Below are 14593 nucleotides of genomic sequence, written 5' to 3'. Positions count from 1 at the left end.
GGACACCTAACGTTCGCCCTTGAACAGCCACCGGAAGGACGGCGGATGGAGCGACGTTAGGGCGGGCCAACGAGCGTTAACAAGATGTTGACACGCGAGCAATAAGCGCAAAACTCCAGGTCACAGCCTCGTCTCGATCGGCGACAGCTCGACGGGCACACCATTGAGCCCCGGGTTGCCCGACAGCGGGTCGAGCTGCGGCCCGTCGAGGAGACGGTTGACGTTGACGCCGGGGTCGAGCGCGGCCTGCCGCATCCGGGTGCCGGGCCGGTCGTGCCCCCAGCCGCGCGGAAGGCTGACGACGCCCGGCCGGACGGAGTCGGTGATGCTGAACACGTCGTCCCGGTCCCCGCGCGCTCGGGTCACCCGGGCGCCCTCGACCGACCAGGCCGCAGGCGGCCGCGCAGAGAGGGCAGACGCGCAGGGCCGTACGGGAGTCGGTGGTGGTTGCGGCGGATGCGATGGTTCCGGCGGATTCGGTGGCAGTGGCGCCGACCGTACGGGACAGGGGTCCTCCCGGGCAGCGGCGGCAGTGACGCATGGCTGGGGTGGCACACGACTCACCAGGAGCATACCGACCGGTACGCATCTCGGGGAGTTCCCGGCGCCCGCCGATCCGCGGCCTCAGTCCAGCGCCCTCCCCAAATACGCCCGCAGCAGCGCCCGCATCTCCGCGATGATCCGCTCGTCCCCGTCCGGGGCGGTGCGGAAGGCGAGGTGGACCAGGCAGTCGGCGGTCTCCACGGCGACCAGGAAGGTGCGGCGCAAATCCTCGTCGGGCGTCCGGCCGATATGGCCGGCGAGGAGTTCGCCGAGGCGGTCGGCGACGCGGTGGTTGGGTGCCGCACGGCGGGTGCCGACCGGTATCTGGTTGCCGAAGTCGACGAGGCCGAAGCCGGGAGCGGTGCGCTTCATGTCGAGGTACTCGTCCAGGACGACGTCCACGGCGGCGCGCCAGCCCCCGTCGTGCGTCTCACCCAGGCGCTCGGCGACCCGCTCGGTGAAGCGGGCGAGGTTGCGCTCGGCGAGGGCGTCGACCATCGCGCGCTTGTTGCCGAAGAAGCGGTACACGGAGCCGATGGGCACACCCGCGCGCAGGGCGACGGCGCGGGTACTCAGGGCGTCGTAGCCCACCTCGTCGAGGAGGTCGGCGCAGGCGTCGAGGATTCTGGTCAGTCGTTCGGCGCTGCGGCGCTGCACGGGTGCGCGGCGCAGCGAGGTCGCTCGGAACACGGGCTTCATGATCTCTTTCCCCCCGGGTGCGACGGGCGCCCGGTGCGGGTGCGCCCGTCACGTCGGGCCTTGGTGCGGCGGGGCCGGCGAACGGGCGAGAGGCGGACCTCGCGGACGGTCAGCCGTGGGTCCTCGTCGCCACCGTCCCCGTCTCCGTCTCCGTCCGCGGCATCGGACCGGGCCTCGATGCGGCTCCGCGGCGTGCCCTCTTCATCGGCTTCGTCGGTCTCACGGCAGTGCTGTCCCTTCTCGTGCGTGTCGCCCGGCGGTGTGCCCGACGGTGACGCCCGCCCCCTCCGCGCGTCCACGACATGCCCGGGAGACTAGAGCACCTCTCCGACAAGCGGACCCACCTGGAGCCGGGTTCCGTCGAATCCGTCGAACGGCGCCGCCGCGCTCCCACCCGGACCGGCCTTCGCAGCCGCCAACACCACCGTTTGCTCCCGGTCGGTCCGGCATGCTCGGCCCGGTCTGCTCGGTCCGGCGTCCGAGGTGGCGTCAGAAGTGGCGGAGAACTGGCGGCAGAAGTGGCGTCAGAACTGGCGGCAGAAGTGGCGTGCGGACCCCTTGCGCCCCGCACCCCCGATTCCTACGGTGATGCATAGGATTCCGAGGCGAGGGAGGGCGCGCCCATGACCGTGGACGCGAGGAAGACCGCCGAGCAGCTGACATATCTCTGCGGTTTCGGCAATGAACACAGCTCGGAGGCGGTGCCCGGCGCGCTGCCGGTCGGACGCAACTCCCCCCAGCGGGCCCCCTTGGGGCTGTACGCGGAGCAGCTGAGCGGCACGGCCTTCACCGAGCCGAGGGCGCACAACCGGCGCTCGTGGCTGTACCGGATACGCCCGTCGGCCGCGCACCCGGCGTTCACGCGCACGGACAACGGCGCCCTCGGCACGGCGCCCTTCACCGATACCGTTCCCGACCCGAACCGGCTGCGCTGGAACCCGCTCCACGAACCACCGGCGGGCACCGACTTCCTGGCCGGTCTGTGGACCCTCGGCGGCAACGGCGACGTGACGCAGCGCACCGGAATGGCGGTGCACCTGTACCACGCGAACTCCTCGATGGAGCGGGTGTTCAGCGACGCCGACGGCGAGCTGCTGATCGTGCCCGAGCGCGGCGGGCTGCTGCTGCGCACGGAGTTCGGGCTGCTGGCCGCCGAGCCGGGCCATGTGGCGTTGATCCCGCGTGGTGTCCGGTTCCGCGTGGAGCTGCTCGACGATGTGGCCCGAGGCTATGTCTGCGAGAACTACGGCGCCCCCTTCCGCCTGCCCGACCTCGGCCCGATCGGCGCCAACGGCCTGGCGAACGCCCGGGACTTCCTGGCGCCGGTCGCCGCGTACGAGGACGTCGAGGGCCCGGTGGAGGTGGTCAACAAGTTCTGCGGCAACCTGTGGCGGGCCACCTACAGCCACTCGCCGCTCGACGTGGTCGCCTGGCACGGCAACCATGTGCCGTACATCTATGACCTGCGCCGTTTCAATGTGATGGGGACCATCTCCTACGACCACCCGGATCCGTCGGTCTTCACCGTGCTCACCTCGCCGTCCGACACCCCGGGGCTGGCCGGCGTCGACTTCGTCGTCTTCGCGCCGCGCTGGCTGGTGGGCGAGGACACGTTCCGGCCGCCGTACTTCCACCGCAATGTGATGAGCGAGTACATGGGGCTCATCGAGGGCGCGTACGACGCCAAGACGGCCGGGGAAGGCGGCTTCGTGCCGGGCGGGGGCTCGCTGCACAACATGATGTCGGCGCACGGTCCGGACCGGGAGACGTTCGACCGGGCGTCCTCGGCCGAGCTGCGGCCGCAGAAGATCGACGACGGGCTGGCGTTCATGTTCGAGACCCGCTGGCCGGTGACCCTCACCCGGCAGGCCGCGGAGGCGGGCCACCTGCAACAGCGGTACGACGACGTGTGGTCGGGTCTCGGGCGTCACTTCACGCCATTGCACTGAACGCCCGCGACCGGTACGGATACCGTCGTGACAGCATTCGCGCCGGACTCGATCGTCCTGAACCGCAAACTTCCGCTCTGGTATCAGGTCTCGCAGTCCCTGCGTGCCTCGATCCTCGGCCGGTCGCCCCATGACCCGCTGCGTCTGCCGACCGAGGAGCAGCTCGCCGGGCACTACGGGGTGAGCGTGCTGACCATGCGGCAGGCGCTGAAGGAACTGGAGGACGAGGGGCTGATCAGCCGGCACCGCCGACGCGGCACGTTCATCGAGCCGAGCGCGCGGCGCGGCGCCCCCGTGCGGCTGCTCGGCTCGGTGGACGCGATCGTGGCCCAGCAGTCGGGCATGTCCACCGAGCTGCTGGAGAGAGGCACGGCCGCCCCGCCGGCCGAAGTCGCGGAGTACTTCCCGGAGCTGGCCGGGGTGGCGACGTACCACCGGCTGCGCAGCGACGAGAAGACGGGCGAGCCGACCAACCACGCCCGCAACTACGTCCGGCCGGAACTCGCCGCCCGCATCGACCGCGACGACCTGGTCCGCTGGCCGATGACGAAGGTGCTGCGGGACGTGGTGGGCGTGGCCATCGCCCGGATCACGGACACGGTGGAGGCGCGCCTCGCGGACCCGGAGACGGCCCGGCTGCTCCAGGTGCCGCTGCTCAGCCCGATCCTGCACTACACGGGCGTGACGTACGACGAGGACGGCCAGGTGCTGGACGTGGCGGTCATCCACTACCGCGGCGACCGCTTCTCCTTCACGGTGACGCTGGACGCGCACTGATCCGGTTCATCGTGGCAGCGGCCGCGCACCGATGCCGTTCACCGTGACACCGGCCGCCCACCGATCCGGTCCCGCGTCGGCGGGGGCGTCGTACCATGCCCAGCGTGACGCACGACGACGCTCCGCTGCTGGCGGACCTCATGCCGTGGTCCGTCGCACCGCCGCGGCTCGGCCGGGGGTGGCCGACGGCCCCCGACGCGGCTTCGCTGAAGGCTCGCTGGGACGCCCTGGTGAAGGCCGAGGGCCCGGACCGCGAGACCCTGTTCGCGCCGACGCGCTCCCGCACCCTGCACTCGGCGGTGGGCCAACTGCCGGGCCGGGCGGGCGGCACCGGACGACTGGCCCGCGAGTCGGGGCCGTGCCCGGAGCCCGTACGCGTCCTCGCCGCGCCCTTCGACGAGCAGTGGCTCATCCCGGACCACCGGCTGATCGACGCGGCGCGGCCCGAACTGTGGCGGGTGGCGGACGCGGAGCAGGTGTTCGCCGTCGAGCAGCCGGCGGTACCCGACTCCCCGGGCCCGGCACTGCTGGTGTCGTCCCTGCTGCCGCTGCACCCGCCGCGGGGCCCGCGCACCGGCCCCGTCCGCCCGCTGTACCGGCGCCCGGGCGGAGCGGAACCCAATCTCGCCCCGGGCCTGACCGCCCACCTCGCCGGACGCCTGGGCAGCGCCCCGGAACCCCTGGACGTCCTGGCCTGGATCCTGACCGCCGCCCGCCCGGGCCCCCGGGGCATCGAGGTCCCGCTGACCGCGGACCCCGACGCGTGGCGCGCGGGCGTGGAGTCGGGACGCCGGGCGCTGTGGCTGATGCGCCGCGACGGCGAGCGCCCCAAGCTCCCGGGCGGCCGCCGCCCGTACGTCCGCGCCCCGCTGCCGGCCCGGCCCACGGAACTCCTCTACGACCGTGCGGAGGAGGTCCTGCTGATCGGCGAGGGCCGGATCGCCCCCGTGCCCGCGGCGGCGTGGGACTTCCACGTCGGCGGAGTCAGGATCCTGGAGGCCTGGTTCGCGCGCCGCACGGAACGGGCCGCCCCGGGAACCCTGGAAGCCGTGCGTCCCCCCGCGTGGCCGCAGGCCTGGACCTCCGAGCTGCTGGAACTGATCACGGTGCTGGCCCTGCTCGCGGAGGTACGGGACACGCACCCGGAGCCGGGCGTCCAGGACCCGGTCACGGCGGCCGAGCTGCGGAAGGCCGGCGTCCTGCCGGTCCCGGACTCCGCCCGCCGCCCCGCCTCCGTCCTGGACCACCAGGAGGAGGGTCCGGAGGGCCAGTTCGCCCTGCTGTGAGCGGCCCGGCGGTTCACGCCCCGCGGTCGAACGCGTCCAGCACCCGCTGCAGCGCCCGCTCGAACACCGCCTCCAGATCGATCGGCCCGGCGTCCTCCGCGAAGGCCGCGGCGAGGTGCGGGTACGCGCCGGTCGCCACCTGGCTGCCGAGGTAGGCGATGCGAACCGCGTTCTCCTCCTCCTCGGACCACGGCATCGCGCGGGTGCGCTCGGCGGTGGCGAGCTCGTTCGCGGTGTAGGTCGTCACGACGCCGTTGAGCAGCGCGACCAGCTCCATCTTGGTCGCGTACGACGCGTCGAGCGGTTCGAGGCAGGCCAGGCAGTGCTCCAGATAGTGCAGGGTGTTGGGGCTGAAGCCGTACACCCCCGACATCAGGCGCGGCGCCCAGGGGTGGCGGTGCATGATGGCGCGCGTCTGCCGGGCGTTGCGGAGCATGTCGGCGCGCCAGTCGCCCGTGGGCTCCGCCAGGACGTGTTCGGCGCCGATGGCGTCGACCATCAGCTCGTACAGGTCCTCCTTGCGCGGCACGTAGTTGTAGAGCGACATCGTGCCGCAGCCCAGTTCGGCCGCGACATGCCGCATCGAGACTGCCTCCAGCCCGCCCGCGTCCGCGAGGCGCACCGCGGCGGCCGCGATGTCCGCCCTGGTGAACGCCGGCCTCGGGCCTCGCCCGGTGCGCTCGGGGCGCGCCCAGATCACTTCGGGTACGGCCGCTCGGCCCGCCATCGCTCATCACCTCGATGACCATCCTAGTTACGTACAGCGTACGTAGTGCGCTATGGTCGAGCCATGACTACTACGTACGCTGTACTTAGTGAGGGCCTGGAGAAGCGGTTCGGTGACGTGCGGGCGGTGAACGGCCTGGATCTGGCGGTCGCGGAGGGCACGGTCTGCGGGGTGCTCGGGCCGAACGGGGCGGGCAAGACCACGGCGGTCCGGCTGCTGACCACACTGCTGCGGCCGGACGCGGGGTCGGCACGGGTCGCGGGGCACGACCTCGTACGGGAGGCGCCCGCCGTGCGCCGCGCGATCGCGGTCACCGGGCAGTACGCCTCGGTGGACGGCGACCTCACCGGGCGGGAGAACCTGCGGCTGTGCGCACGGCTGCACCGCGTCGGGAACGCGGCGGCCCGGGCGGACGAACTCCTGGACCGCTTCGGGCTGTCCGAAGCCGCCGGCCGGCTCGCGTCCACGTACTCGGGCGGGATGCGGCGCCGTCTCGACCTGGCGGCCAGCCTGGTCCGCCGCCCCGAGGTGCTTTTCCTGGACGAGCCCACCACCGGCCTCGACCCGGTCAGCCGGACCACGATCTGGGACGCCGTGCACGAGCTCACGGCGCGGGGCACGACCGTGCTGCTGACCACCCAGTACCTGGAGGAGGCGGACCGGCTCGCCGACACGATCGCCCTGGTGGACCGCGGCCGTGTCGCGCACACCGGTTCCCCGTCCGAACTCAAGGCGCTCATCGGGACCTACGCGGAGGTCATCGTCGCGGACACCAACGTCATGATCAAGGCGGCGGCTGTGCTCGACCGGCTCACCGGCGCCGAACCCGCCTTCCACCACGAACGGCGCGCGGTGGGCGCGGTCACCACCGACCCGACGCTCACCCTGCCCCGTCTGGTGCGCGAACTGGACGCGGCGGGCGTGCCGTTGCTCGACGCGAGCCTCAAACCGCCGACACTCGACGACGTCTTCCTCCGGCTCACCGACACCGGCGCGGAGCGTGCGGCATGAGCGCCCTGGCGTACGACGGCGCGGCGATGCTCGGCCGCCAGCTGCGGCGGGTCCGGAACAACCCCGCGCTGGTGGTCCTCGTCCAGACGATGCCGATCACGATGCTGCTGTTCTTCGGGTACGTCTTCGGCAGCGCCCTCGCGATGCCCGGCGAGGAGTACCGCACCTTCCTCGTGCCGGGGCTGCTGGTGGCGACCGCGGCCAACGGCATCATGACGGGGATGTTCCAGGCGGCCCAGGACACCCACCGCGGCGTGATGGACCGCTTCCGTACGCTGCCGGTGAGCCGGGCGGCCGTACCGCTCGGGCAGGCGCTCGCGGATCTGGTCGTGTCGGCCGTGGGGACGGTGCCGTTCCTCCTGGCCGGGCTGGCCGTGGGCTGGCGGATCGAGGGACCGGCGGTCCGGGCGGTGGCCGCCCTGGGGCTGTTGCTGCTGTTCCGGTTCGCGTGCACATGGATCGGGATCTTCCTCGGCCTGCTGACGCGCAACGAGGAGATGGCGGGTCAGCTGGGCAGCGCCACCTTCATGCTGCCCCTGCTGTCCAACGCCTACATCCCCACGGACGATCTGCCCGACTGGCTGCGCACGCTCGCCGAGTGGAACCCGCTCAGCGCGGTGACCACGGCCCTGCGGGACCTGTTCGGGAACTCCTCGGCGCCGGAGGGGGCCGCCTGGCCGGTGGCGCATCCGGTGGCCGGGTCACTGGCGTGGTGTGGTGTGCTGATCGTGGTGTTCGTGCCGCTCGCCCTGCGCGGGTACGCGCGCGGCGGACGGTGACCTGGGACACGGCGCGGCGAGCGGGGCGGAAGGAAGGAGGGAGGGCCGGCCGGTGACAGGAAGGAAGGCAGAGAGGGACCGGGACGAGAGCGGTGAGCGGTACCCGCGCCCGGGAACCGCTCGGGGGCGCTGCTGTGTGCCGTGGGGATGACGGGCGAAGAGACAGCAGCGCCACACCGGAACGGCGTGGAGCCCGAGCGGCGGGCTCGCACGGAGGGTCCGACCTGTACGGCGGGTCGTCCCGGTGCTGCTCAGCGGCCGCCGAACAGCGAGCGGCGCAGGCGGCGGAGCGGGGCGAACAGCGAGACCCGGTGCACCCGGGCTCCCCGGCCGCCGCGCCGGTGCGTGTCGCGAGCGGTTATCTCACGCATCAGGGACGTCGCCTCGGCCGCCTCGCGCTGCGGCACGGCGGGGCCGCCGAGCACCGAGAGATGCCGGTCGAGACGCGAACTGGTCGCGCTGCTCCCGCAGGTGATGGCAGGGACCCGTGCCCTGCGCACTGTTATCTGTTCCATGTCACTCCCCACCCGTACGAGTCCACCCGGCCCGGGCAGAGTAACCCTATCGCCCCCTTGGGGCACTCGTGTATCGCGGTCACAGCATTGACGTACCCCGCCCACGGATGACGATCACTCTCCGAATCCGACCGCATCCAGGGCGAGTTGGACAACTGGCAGGCTGGTGGGGTGCGGTGACCCTCCATCGGGTTCGACGGTCACGGCGAGTGACGTCGCGTCGGGGGTCATTCCGTCGGCGACCAAGGGCGTGTCGTCGGCGAAGAGGCCCAGAGAGCGAGGCTGCGCCTGGGGGCGCACAAGCCAGAGCTGATGCACTCGGCCGGATGGCGGCTCCTCCAGCCCGCGCAGAGTGACAACCGCGCGCCCCTCTTGAGCGGAGGCGATCACTCCGATTCCCCGGCCCCGCGCGTCCTGTTCGCCGGTCGCGCGGGCGTCGGGCGCGGCGAGAACGTGGGCGATCTCACGTGCCCGGTCGCGCTCGGCGTCCAGCCGCTCCTGCGTCCGGTGTGCCTGGACGGCGAAGAGCGAGGCCACGACGAGCGCCGCGGCGGCCGTGGCGGTGGCCAGCGGGGCGAGGAGAGGCCGCGTGCGGGGCGCGTGCCGCGGGCCCGACGGCGGCTCGGTGCCCCACCCGTGCGCCGGTGGCTGCCGGGGGCGGGCGCGGGGCGCTTCCTGCGGCGGTGGCTCCTGGGGTGTGGTGCGGACGGCGGCGAGGACCCTCTCGCGCAGGGCCGGCGGCGGCGTGGCCGTCGTGGACCAGGCGAGCCGTACCGCGTCCTCGGCCAGGGCGCGCACCTCGGCCGCGCACCGGTCGCACACGGCCAGGTGCCTCTCGAACCGTGCGCGCTCGTCGTGCTCCAGCGCGTCCAGGGCGTACGGCGCGGCGAGCGAGTGCGGATCGCGTCGGAAGAGGCGGGCGAACAGGCTCATGCGGCACCTCCCAGGCACTCACGCAGCCGCGTCAGGCCGTCGCGCATCCGGGTCTTGACCGTCCCGAGCGGCAGGGAGAGCCGCTCGGCGACCTCACGGTAGGTGTAGCCGTCGTAGTAGGCGAGGGTGACGGACTGTCGCTGGAGGTCGGTGAGCCGGTCCAGGCAGCGGCGCACCCACTCGCGTTCGAGGCCGGCCTCCACCTCCTCGGCGACCTGGTCGAAGGCGGGGTGGTGGGCGCGCCGTCCCTCGCGCTGCTCCCGGAGCCCGGCCGCGCGGGCGCTGCGCACCCGGTCCACGGCCCGGCGGTGGGCGAGGGTCAGGGTCCACGACAGGGCGCTGCCGCGGCCGGGGTCGAACCGGGACGCGGACCGCCACAGTTCCAGCAGCACCTCCTGCGCCACCTCCTCCGACTGCGCGGGGTCCCGCACGATGCGGCGTACGAGCCCGAACACCGGCCCGGAGACCAGCCCGTACAGCTCCTCGAAGGCGTTCTGGTCACCTCCGGCGACACGTATGAGAAGTTCGTCCGCCTCCACTTTCTCCCCCTCTGCTCCGGCCGGGCACGGCCATCCCCTCGCGTAGGGCATTCGCAACGAAGCCACCTCCGGATGGGGTTACGGATCGGCGCGCCGAAAACGCGGGTCCGGCCGCGGCGGAACGGATCCCGGGTTGTGGCCAATCCGCTCCGGCCGCGGCTCCGAATCCCCGTGCAGCAAGGCAAGTCGGCACAAGGGCGCGAGGGACGGACGGCATGACACCTACTTCCAGGGCGAAACGCGGCGGCATCGCCGCCCTCATGAGCGGGGCGCTGGCCGCCGCGGGGCTCGCGGCCGCCGGCGCGGCCGCGCTGGAGCCGGGGGCGGCCACCGCCTCCAGCCACCGGGAGGCCCCGCTGATCTCGGGGCAGCCGCAGTTCGACAACACGGACGTGTACGCCTTCGTCAGCCCGGACAAGCCGGACACGACGACGATTGTGGCGAACTGGATCCCGTTCGAGGAACCGGCCGGCGGGCCGAACTTCTACACGTTCGCCGAGGACGCGCAGTACGACGTCCACGTCGACAACGACGGTGACGCGCAGGGCGAGCTGGTCTTCCGCTACACCTTCGACACGCACACGAAGAACGGGAAGACCTTCCTGTACAACACGGGGCCGGTGGACAGCCTCGACGACCCCGACCTCAATGTGACGCAGACGTACGACCTCGAGCTGCTGAAGCTGAAGGACCAGCGTCTGGTCTCGAAGACCCGGCTCGCGGACGACGTGCCGGTGGCGCCGTCGAACGTCGGCAAGGCGTCGATGCCGGACTACGGCAAGCTGCGCGACCAGGCGGTGTACCGGACGGCGGGCGGGGCGACGACGTTCGCCGGGCAGGCCGACGACCCGTTCTTCCTGGACCTCAGGGTCTTCGACCTGCTGTACGGCGGTGATCTCTCCGAGGTCGGGCGGGACACGCTCAAGGGCTACAACGTCAACTCGATCGCGTTGCAGCTGCCGAGCGGCATGCTCACCGAGTCGGCGGACCAGCCGGTCGTCGGCATCTGGTCCACGACCCAGCGCAAGGGCGCCGACGGGCACTTCAGGCAGGTGTCGAGGCTCGGCAATCCGCTGGTCAACGAGGTCGTCAACCCGCAGAAGGACAAGGACGCGTTCAACGCGTCGGCGCCCTGGGACGACGCCCGGTTCCTGAAGAACGTCACCGAGCCGGAGCTGCCGAAGCTCATGGAGGCGATCTACAAGATCGACGCTCCGGCCGAGCCCCGCAACGACCTCGTGGACGTCTTCCTGAAGGGCGTGGAGGGCCTCAACCGGCCGCCGCACGTGCGCCCCTCGGAACAGCTGCGCCTCAACACCTCGATCGAGCCCGCCGCGCGGCCCAAGCGGCTCGGGGTCCTCGACGGCGACAAGGCGGGCTTCCCGAACGGGCGCCGGCTCACCGATGACGTGATCGACATCTCGCTGCAGGTCGTCGAGGGCGAACTGGTGGGTGCCAAGAACGACCTGGGGGACGCGGTCGACGAGAACGACAGGAAGTTCGGTGACTCCTTCCCGTACGTCGGTCTGCCGACGGCCGGTTCGCGCGGCGCGACGGCGAAGGGTGACGGCAACACCGTCCGCAGCCAGCTCGACGGCGGCGTGCCGGCCACGGCGGGCGGCGGCATGGACGACACCACGCTGATCGCGGCCTCCGCGGCGGCGGGCGCGGCCGGGTTCCTGCTGGTCGCGACCGGTGTGGTGTGGTGGCGGCGCCGGACGGCCGGCGGCCGCGCGTACCGCTGACCGGCGGCGCCGTCCCGGCTGCCCCGGTCCCGTGACCGGCGCGGCCCGTGCCTCCCCAGATTCCCCCACGGCGCGGGCCGCGCCACCCGCCGGTCACCACGTATTTCCTGCCATGGATGCCATTCGGATGCCGATGAACTCGAGGAGGGGCATGTCCCCGCGGAGGAACAAGGTGCTGCACACGGCCGCGTGTGCGCTGGCGCTGGCCGTCGCGATCACGTCGGGCGCCATCGCGCTGGACGCCCGCGACGAGCGGACGGCGGTGAGCGGCTCCGCCGCGCCCGGCGCCGGCGTCGGGCTGCTCGCCGGCGGTGACCTCGGTACGCAGGTCACCTCGCTCCAGGCGCATCTGCGCGACCAGCCGCGCGACCACGCCTCCTGGGCCGCGCTCGGTCTCGCGTACGTGGAGCAGGCCAGGACCGAGGGCGACCCCTCCCGCTATCCGCAGGCCGAGAAGGCGCTGCGGCGTTCGCTGGAGCTGCGCCCGGACAACGATCCGGCGCTCGCCGGCCGGGCCGCCCTCGCCGCGGCCCGCCACGACTTCGCGGGCGCCCTGCGCGACGCGGACCTGGCCCTGGAGCAGAACCCGTACAGCGAACGGGCGCTGGCCGTCCGGATCGACGCCCTGGTGGAGCTCGGCCGCTACGGCGAGGCGGCGCGGGCCGCCGACGTGGCCGACGCGCGGCGGCCCGGCATCCCGGTCTTCACGCGGTACGCCTACGTGCGCGAACTGCGCGGCGACACACGGACCGCCGAGCGGGTACTGCGCCGGGCCCTCGGCTCCGCGACCGCGCGCGGCGACATCGCGTACGTGGCCACGCAGCTCGGCGGGCTCGCCTGGAAGCAGGGCGACCGGAGGAGCGCGCTGGCCCACTACGCCCGTGCCCTCGCCGCCGACGACGCCTACGTCCCCGCGCTGGAGGGCCGGGCCCGCGCCCAGGCCGCGAGCGGCGACCGGGCCGGCGCGGTCCGCACCCTGGAGGCCGTCGTCGAACGGCACCCGCTGCCGGGACCGCTCGTGGCGCTCGGCGAGCTGTACGAGGCGCGGGGCGACAAGGCGGCGGCGCGTGACCGGTACGCGCTGGTGGACGCCTGGGTCTCGCTCGCCCGCGCGCACGGGGTCGACGCCGATCTCGACACCGCGCTCGCCGCCGCGGACCACGGTGACCGCGCGGCCGCCCTGCGCGCGGCCCGCGCCGAGTGGGAGCGGCGGCACACGGTCCACACGGCGGACGCCCTCGCCTGGGCGCTGCACGTCAACGGCCGGGACGAGGAGGCGCTGCCGTACGCCCGGCGCGCGACGGCGACCGGTTACCGGGACGCGGCCTTCCTGTACCACCGCGGCATGATCGAGCGGGCCGCCGGCGACCGGGCGGGAGCCCGACGCTCGCTCACGGCGGCGCTCGACCTCAACCCCGGCTTCTCGCCGCTCGGCGCCCGGCGGGCCCGGCAGGCCCTGGCGGCACTGGAGGCGGCCGAGTGACGTTCCGCCGACGCCTTTCCGCCTGCTGCGCGGCGGTCCTCCTGGCGGTCTGCGCGCTGGTGCTGCTGCCCGCCGGGGCCGCGCACGCGCACCCGCTCGGCAACTTCACCGTCAACCGGTACGACGGGCTGGTCGCCGCACCCGGCACGCTGCGCGTCCTGCACGTCGAGGACCTCGCGGAGATCCCGGCCGCCCAGGCCGCGCCCGACGTCGAGAAGCGGGGCAGGGACGGCTGGGCCCGCGAGCGGTGCGCGGCGGCGGCCCGGGGCAGTGAGGTCACGGTGGGCGGGAAGGGCGTGCCGCTGACCGTCGGCGCGAGCCGTGCGCTGGTAGGGCCCGGGCAGGCCGGGCTCACCACCCTGCGCGTGGAGTGCCGGCTCACGGCGCCCCTGCCCGAGGGCGCGTCGGAGACGGTGCGCTTCCGGGCCGCCGTGGACTCCGGGCCGGGCTGGCGCGAGGTCACCGCGCGGGGCGACCGGATGACGCTCACCGCGTCGGACGTGCCGGAGGAGTCCGTGTCCCGGCGACTGACCAGCTACCCGCAGGAGTTGCTGTCCTCGCCGGAGGACACCGCGGCCGCGTCCCTCCGGGTCCGGCCCGGCGGACCGGCCCTGGGCGCAGAGCCGGACGGCTCCGGCGGCGTCTCCGGCAGCTCGGTGCTGCCGCGCGCCGCGGACCGCTGGACCCGGGCGCTCGACGGCCTGGTGGCGCGGCAGGACCTGACCGCCGCCTTCGCCGCGCTGGCGCTGGGCGTCGCCGTGGTCCTCGGCGCGCTGCACGCGCTCGCTCCGGGACACGGCAAGACGATCATGGCGGCGACCGCCGCCGCGCGCGGCCGGGCCGGCTTCCGCGACGTCCTGCCGATGATCGCCTCGGTGACCGTGACGCACACCCTCGGTGTGGTCGCCCTGGGCCTGCTGGTCACGGCGGGCTCGGCCGCCGCGCCGTCCGTGCTCGCCTGGCTCGGCGTCGCGAGCGGGCTGCTGGTGACGGCGGCGGGCCTGGCGCTCGTACGCCGGGCCCTGGCGAACCGGCGGCTCGCGCACCGGCACACGCCCGGACATGACCATCCACACGAACGCCAGCACGCACATGAGCACGAGCGTCCGCACGAACACGGTGACGGACACGCGCACGAGCACAGTCGTCCGCATACGCACGCCCCCCACACCCGCACCCACACCCACACCCACACCCACACCCACGGCGGCATCACCCACACCCACCCCGTCGCCCCCACCCTCCGCGGCACGCTCCTGCTCGGCTTCGCGGGCGGGCTCGTGCCGAGTCCCTCCGCCGTGGTCGTGCTGGTGGGCGCGGCGGCGCTGGGGAGGGCGTGGTTCGGGCTGGTGCTCGTGCTGGCGTACGGCGCCGGGCTGGCGCTGACGCTCACCGCGGCCGGGATCGCCGTGGTGCGGGCGGGGGACGTGACGGCGCGGCTGCTGGCGCGGCGCTCCGGGTGGTCCGGCGGGCCGGCCGTCGCGGTGCTGCGCCGGGCCCTTCCCGTGGTGTCGGCGGGGGTGGTCGTCGCCCTGGGGGCCGGATTGGTGTTCAGGGGGGCGGCATCCGCGTTCGGCTGAGTTACTTTCGGGGAGATATCAGGCGCA

At 73.5% G+C, this 14593-nt stretch carries 13 protein-coding genes and 1 pseudogene; 8 read left to right on the top strand and 6 right to left on the bottom strand.

Features of this window, described 5'->3' with window-relative positions:
- Positions 1-120 precede the first annotated feature (120 nt).
- Positions 121-324, bottom strand: a pseudogene (locus tag IE242_RS13255) (molybdopterin dinucleotide binding domain-containing protein); the annotation flags it as partial.
- A 300-nt stretch (positions 325-624) separates the two neighbouring features.
- Positions 625-1242, bottom strand: a complete 618-nt coding sequence (locus tag IE242_RS13250) for a TetR/AcrR family transcriptional regulator (RefSeq protein ID WP_189858682.1) — start codon at positions 1240-1242, stop codon at positions 625-627.
- 623 nt (positions 1243-1865) lie between these two features.
- On the opposite strand from IE242_RS13250, the gene hmgA reads away from it, so the two are divergent.
- From hmgA to IE242_RS13235, 3 genes are all read left to right on the top strand, one after another.
- Complete coding sequence (gene hmgA, locus IE242_RS13245; protein ID WP_189858679.1) at positions 1866-3191, top strand: homogentisate 1,2-dioxygenase; 1326 nt, start codon at positions 1866-1868, stop codon at positions 3189-3191.
- A 27-nt stretch (positions 3192-3218) separates the two neighbouring features.
- Positions 3219-3968, top strand: coding sequence for a GntR family transcriptional regulator (locus IE242_RS13240; protein WP_189858677.1), 750 nt, complete (start codon positions 3219-3221; stop codon positions 3966-3968).
- A gap of 95 nt (positions 3969-4063) precedes the next feature.
- The gene (locus IE242_RS13235; protein WP_189858675.1) at positions 4064-5254 is read left to right on the top strand and encodes a type ISP restriction/modification enzyme; all 1191 of its coding nucleotides are present in this window, start codon (positions 4064-4066) and stop codon (positions 5252-5254) included.
- A 13-nt stretch (positions 5255-5267) separates the two neighbouring features.
- On the opposite strand, the gene IE242_RS13230 is transcribed toward IE242_RS13235, so the two are convergent.
- Entirely contained in the window at positions 5268-5981 is a 714-nt protein-coding gene (locus tag IE242_RS13230) for a TetR/AcrR family transcriptional regulator (protein ID WP_189858673.1), read from the bottom strand.
- A gap of 63 nt (positions 5982-6044) precedes the next feature.
- On the opposite strand from IE242_RS13230, the gene IE242_RS13225 reads away from it, so the two are divergent.
- Both IE242_RS13225 and IE242_RS13220 read left to right on the top strand, forming a co-directional pair.
- A complete protein-coding gene (locus IE242_RS13225) occupies positions 6045-6992 on the top strand; it encodes an ATP-binding cassette domain-containing protein (protein ID WP_189858671.1) in 948 nt (315 codons plus the stop codon).
- Positions 6989-7771: an ABC transporter permease gene (locus IE242_RS13220; protein WP_189858669.1), complete on the top strand. Its 783-nt coding sequence runs from the start codon at positions 6989-6991 to the stop codon at positions 7769-7771. The genes IE242_RS13225 and IE242_RS13220 overlap by 4 nt, the downstream gene beginning before the upstream one ends.
- 251 nt (positions 7772-8022) lie before the next feature.
- Here the strand turns inward: IE242_RS13220 and IE242_RS13215 are convergent, their stop codons facing one another.
- From IE242_RS13215 to IE242_RS13205, 3 genes are all read right to left on the bottom strand, one after another.
- Positions 8023-8286 (bottom strand): hypothetical protein, encoded by a 264-nt coding sequence (locus IE242_RS13215; RefSeq protein WP_189858667.1) that lies wholly within the window; start codon positions 8284-8286, stop codon positions 8023-8025.
- Positions 8287-8400: 114 nt separating this feature from the next.
- Complete coding sequence (locus IE242_RS13210; protein WP_189858665.1) at positions 8401-9219, bottom strand: anti-sigma factor; 819 nt, start codon at positions 9217-9219, stop codon at positions 8401-8403.
- On the bottom strand, positions 9216-9758 hold the full coding sequence (locus IE242_RS13205) for a sigma-70 family RNA polymerase sigma factor (RefSeq protein WP_189858663.1): 543 nt from the start codon (positions 9756-9758) through the stop codon (positions 9216-9218). Before IE242_RS13205 ends, IE242_RS13210 begins: the two co-directional genes overlap by 4 nt.
- 215 nt (positions 9759-9973) lie before the next feature.
- On the opposite strand from IE242_RS13205, the gene IE242_RS13200 reads away from it, so the two are divergent.
- The 3 genes from IE242_RS13200 to IE242_RS13190 all read left to right on the top strand — a co-directional run bounded on the left by IE242_RS13200 (position 9974) and on the right by IE242_RS13190 (position 14566).
- Positions 9974-11503 (top strand): DUF4331 domain-containing protein, encoded by a 1530-nt coding sequence (locus tag IE242_RS13200; RefSeq protein WP_189858662.1) that lies wholly within the window; start codon positions 9974-9976, stop codon positions 11501-11503.
- A gap of 151 nt (positions 11504-11654) precedes the next feature.
- The gene (locus IE242_RS13195) at positions 11655-12986 is read left to right on the top strand and encodes a tetratricopeptide repeat protein (RefSeq protein ID WP_373299515.1); all 1332 of its coding nucleotides are present in this window, start codon (positions 11655-11657) and stop codon (positions 12984-12986) included.
- Positions 12983-14566: a HoxN/HupN/NixA family nickel/cobalt transporter gene (locus tag IE242_RS13190; RefSeq protein WP_189858660.1), complete on the top strand. Its 1584-nt coding sequence runs from the start codon at positions 12983-12985 to the stop codon at positions 14564-14566. The genes IE242_RS13195 and IE242_RS13190 overlap by 4 nt, the downstream gene beginning before the upstream one ends.
- The last annotated feature ends 27 nt before the right edge of the window (positions 14567-14593 follow it).

Origin of the sequence: Streptomyces poonensis (genome assembly GCF_014650915.1) — a bacterium.
Lineage (GTDB): Bacteria > Actinomycetota > Actinomycetes > Streptomycetales > Streptomycetaceae > Streptomyces > Streptomyces poonensis.
Note: the sequence above shows the minus strand (reverse complement) of the source record. Positions and strands in the feature narration are given on the sequence as shown.

Bases quoted from the DNA above. Each gene is read 5' to 3' on its own strand.
- IE242_RS13250 (WP_189858682.1), bottom strand. From the start codon at position 1,242: ATGAAGCCCGTGTTCCGAGCGACCTCGCTGCGCCGCGCACCCGTGCAG.
- hmgA (WP_189858679.1), top strand. From the start codon at position 1,866: ATGACCGTGGACGCGAGGAAGACCGCCGAGCAGCTGACATATCTCTGC.
- IE242_RS13235 (WP_189858675.1), top strand. From the start codon at position 4,064: ATGCCCAGCGTGACGCACGACGACGCTCCGCTGCTGGCGGACCTCATG.
- IE242_RS13230 (WP_189858673.1), bottom strand. From the start codon at position 5,981: ATGGCGGGCCGAGCGGCCGTACCCGAAGTGATCTGGGCGCGCCCCGAG.
- IE242_RS13225 (WP_189858671.1), top strand. From the start codon at position 6,045: ATGACTACTACGTACGCTGTACTTAGTGAGGGCCTGGAGAAGCGGTTC.
- IE242_RS13220 (WP_189858669.1), top strand. From the start codon at position 6,989: ATGAGCGCCCTGGCGTACGACGGCGCGGCGATGCTCGGCCGCCAGCTG.
- IE242_RS13215 (WP_189858667.1), bottom strand. From the start codon at position 8,286: ATGGAACAGATAACAGTGCGCAGGGCACGGGTCCCTGCCATCACCTGC.
- IE242_RS13210 (WP_189858665.1), bottom strand. From the start codon at position 9,219: ATGAGCCTGTTCGCCCGCCTCTTCCGACGCGATCCGCACTCGCTCGCC.
- IE242_RS13200 (WP_189858662.1), top strand. From the start codon at position 9,974: ATGACACCTACTTCCAGGGCGAAACGCGGCGGCATCGCCGCCCTCATG.
- IE242_RS13195 (WP_373299515.1), top strand. From the start codon at position 11,655: ATGTCCCCGCGGAGGAACAAGGTGCTGCACACGGCCGCGTGTGCGCTG.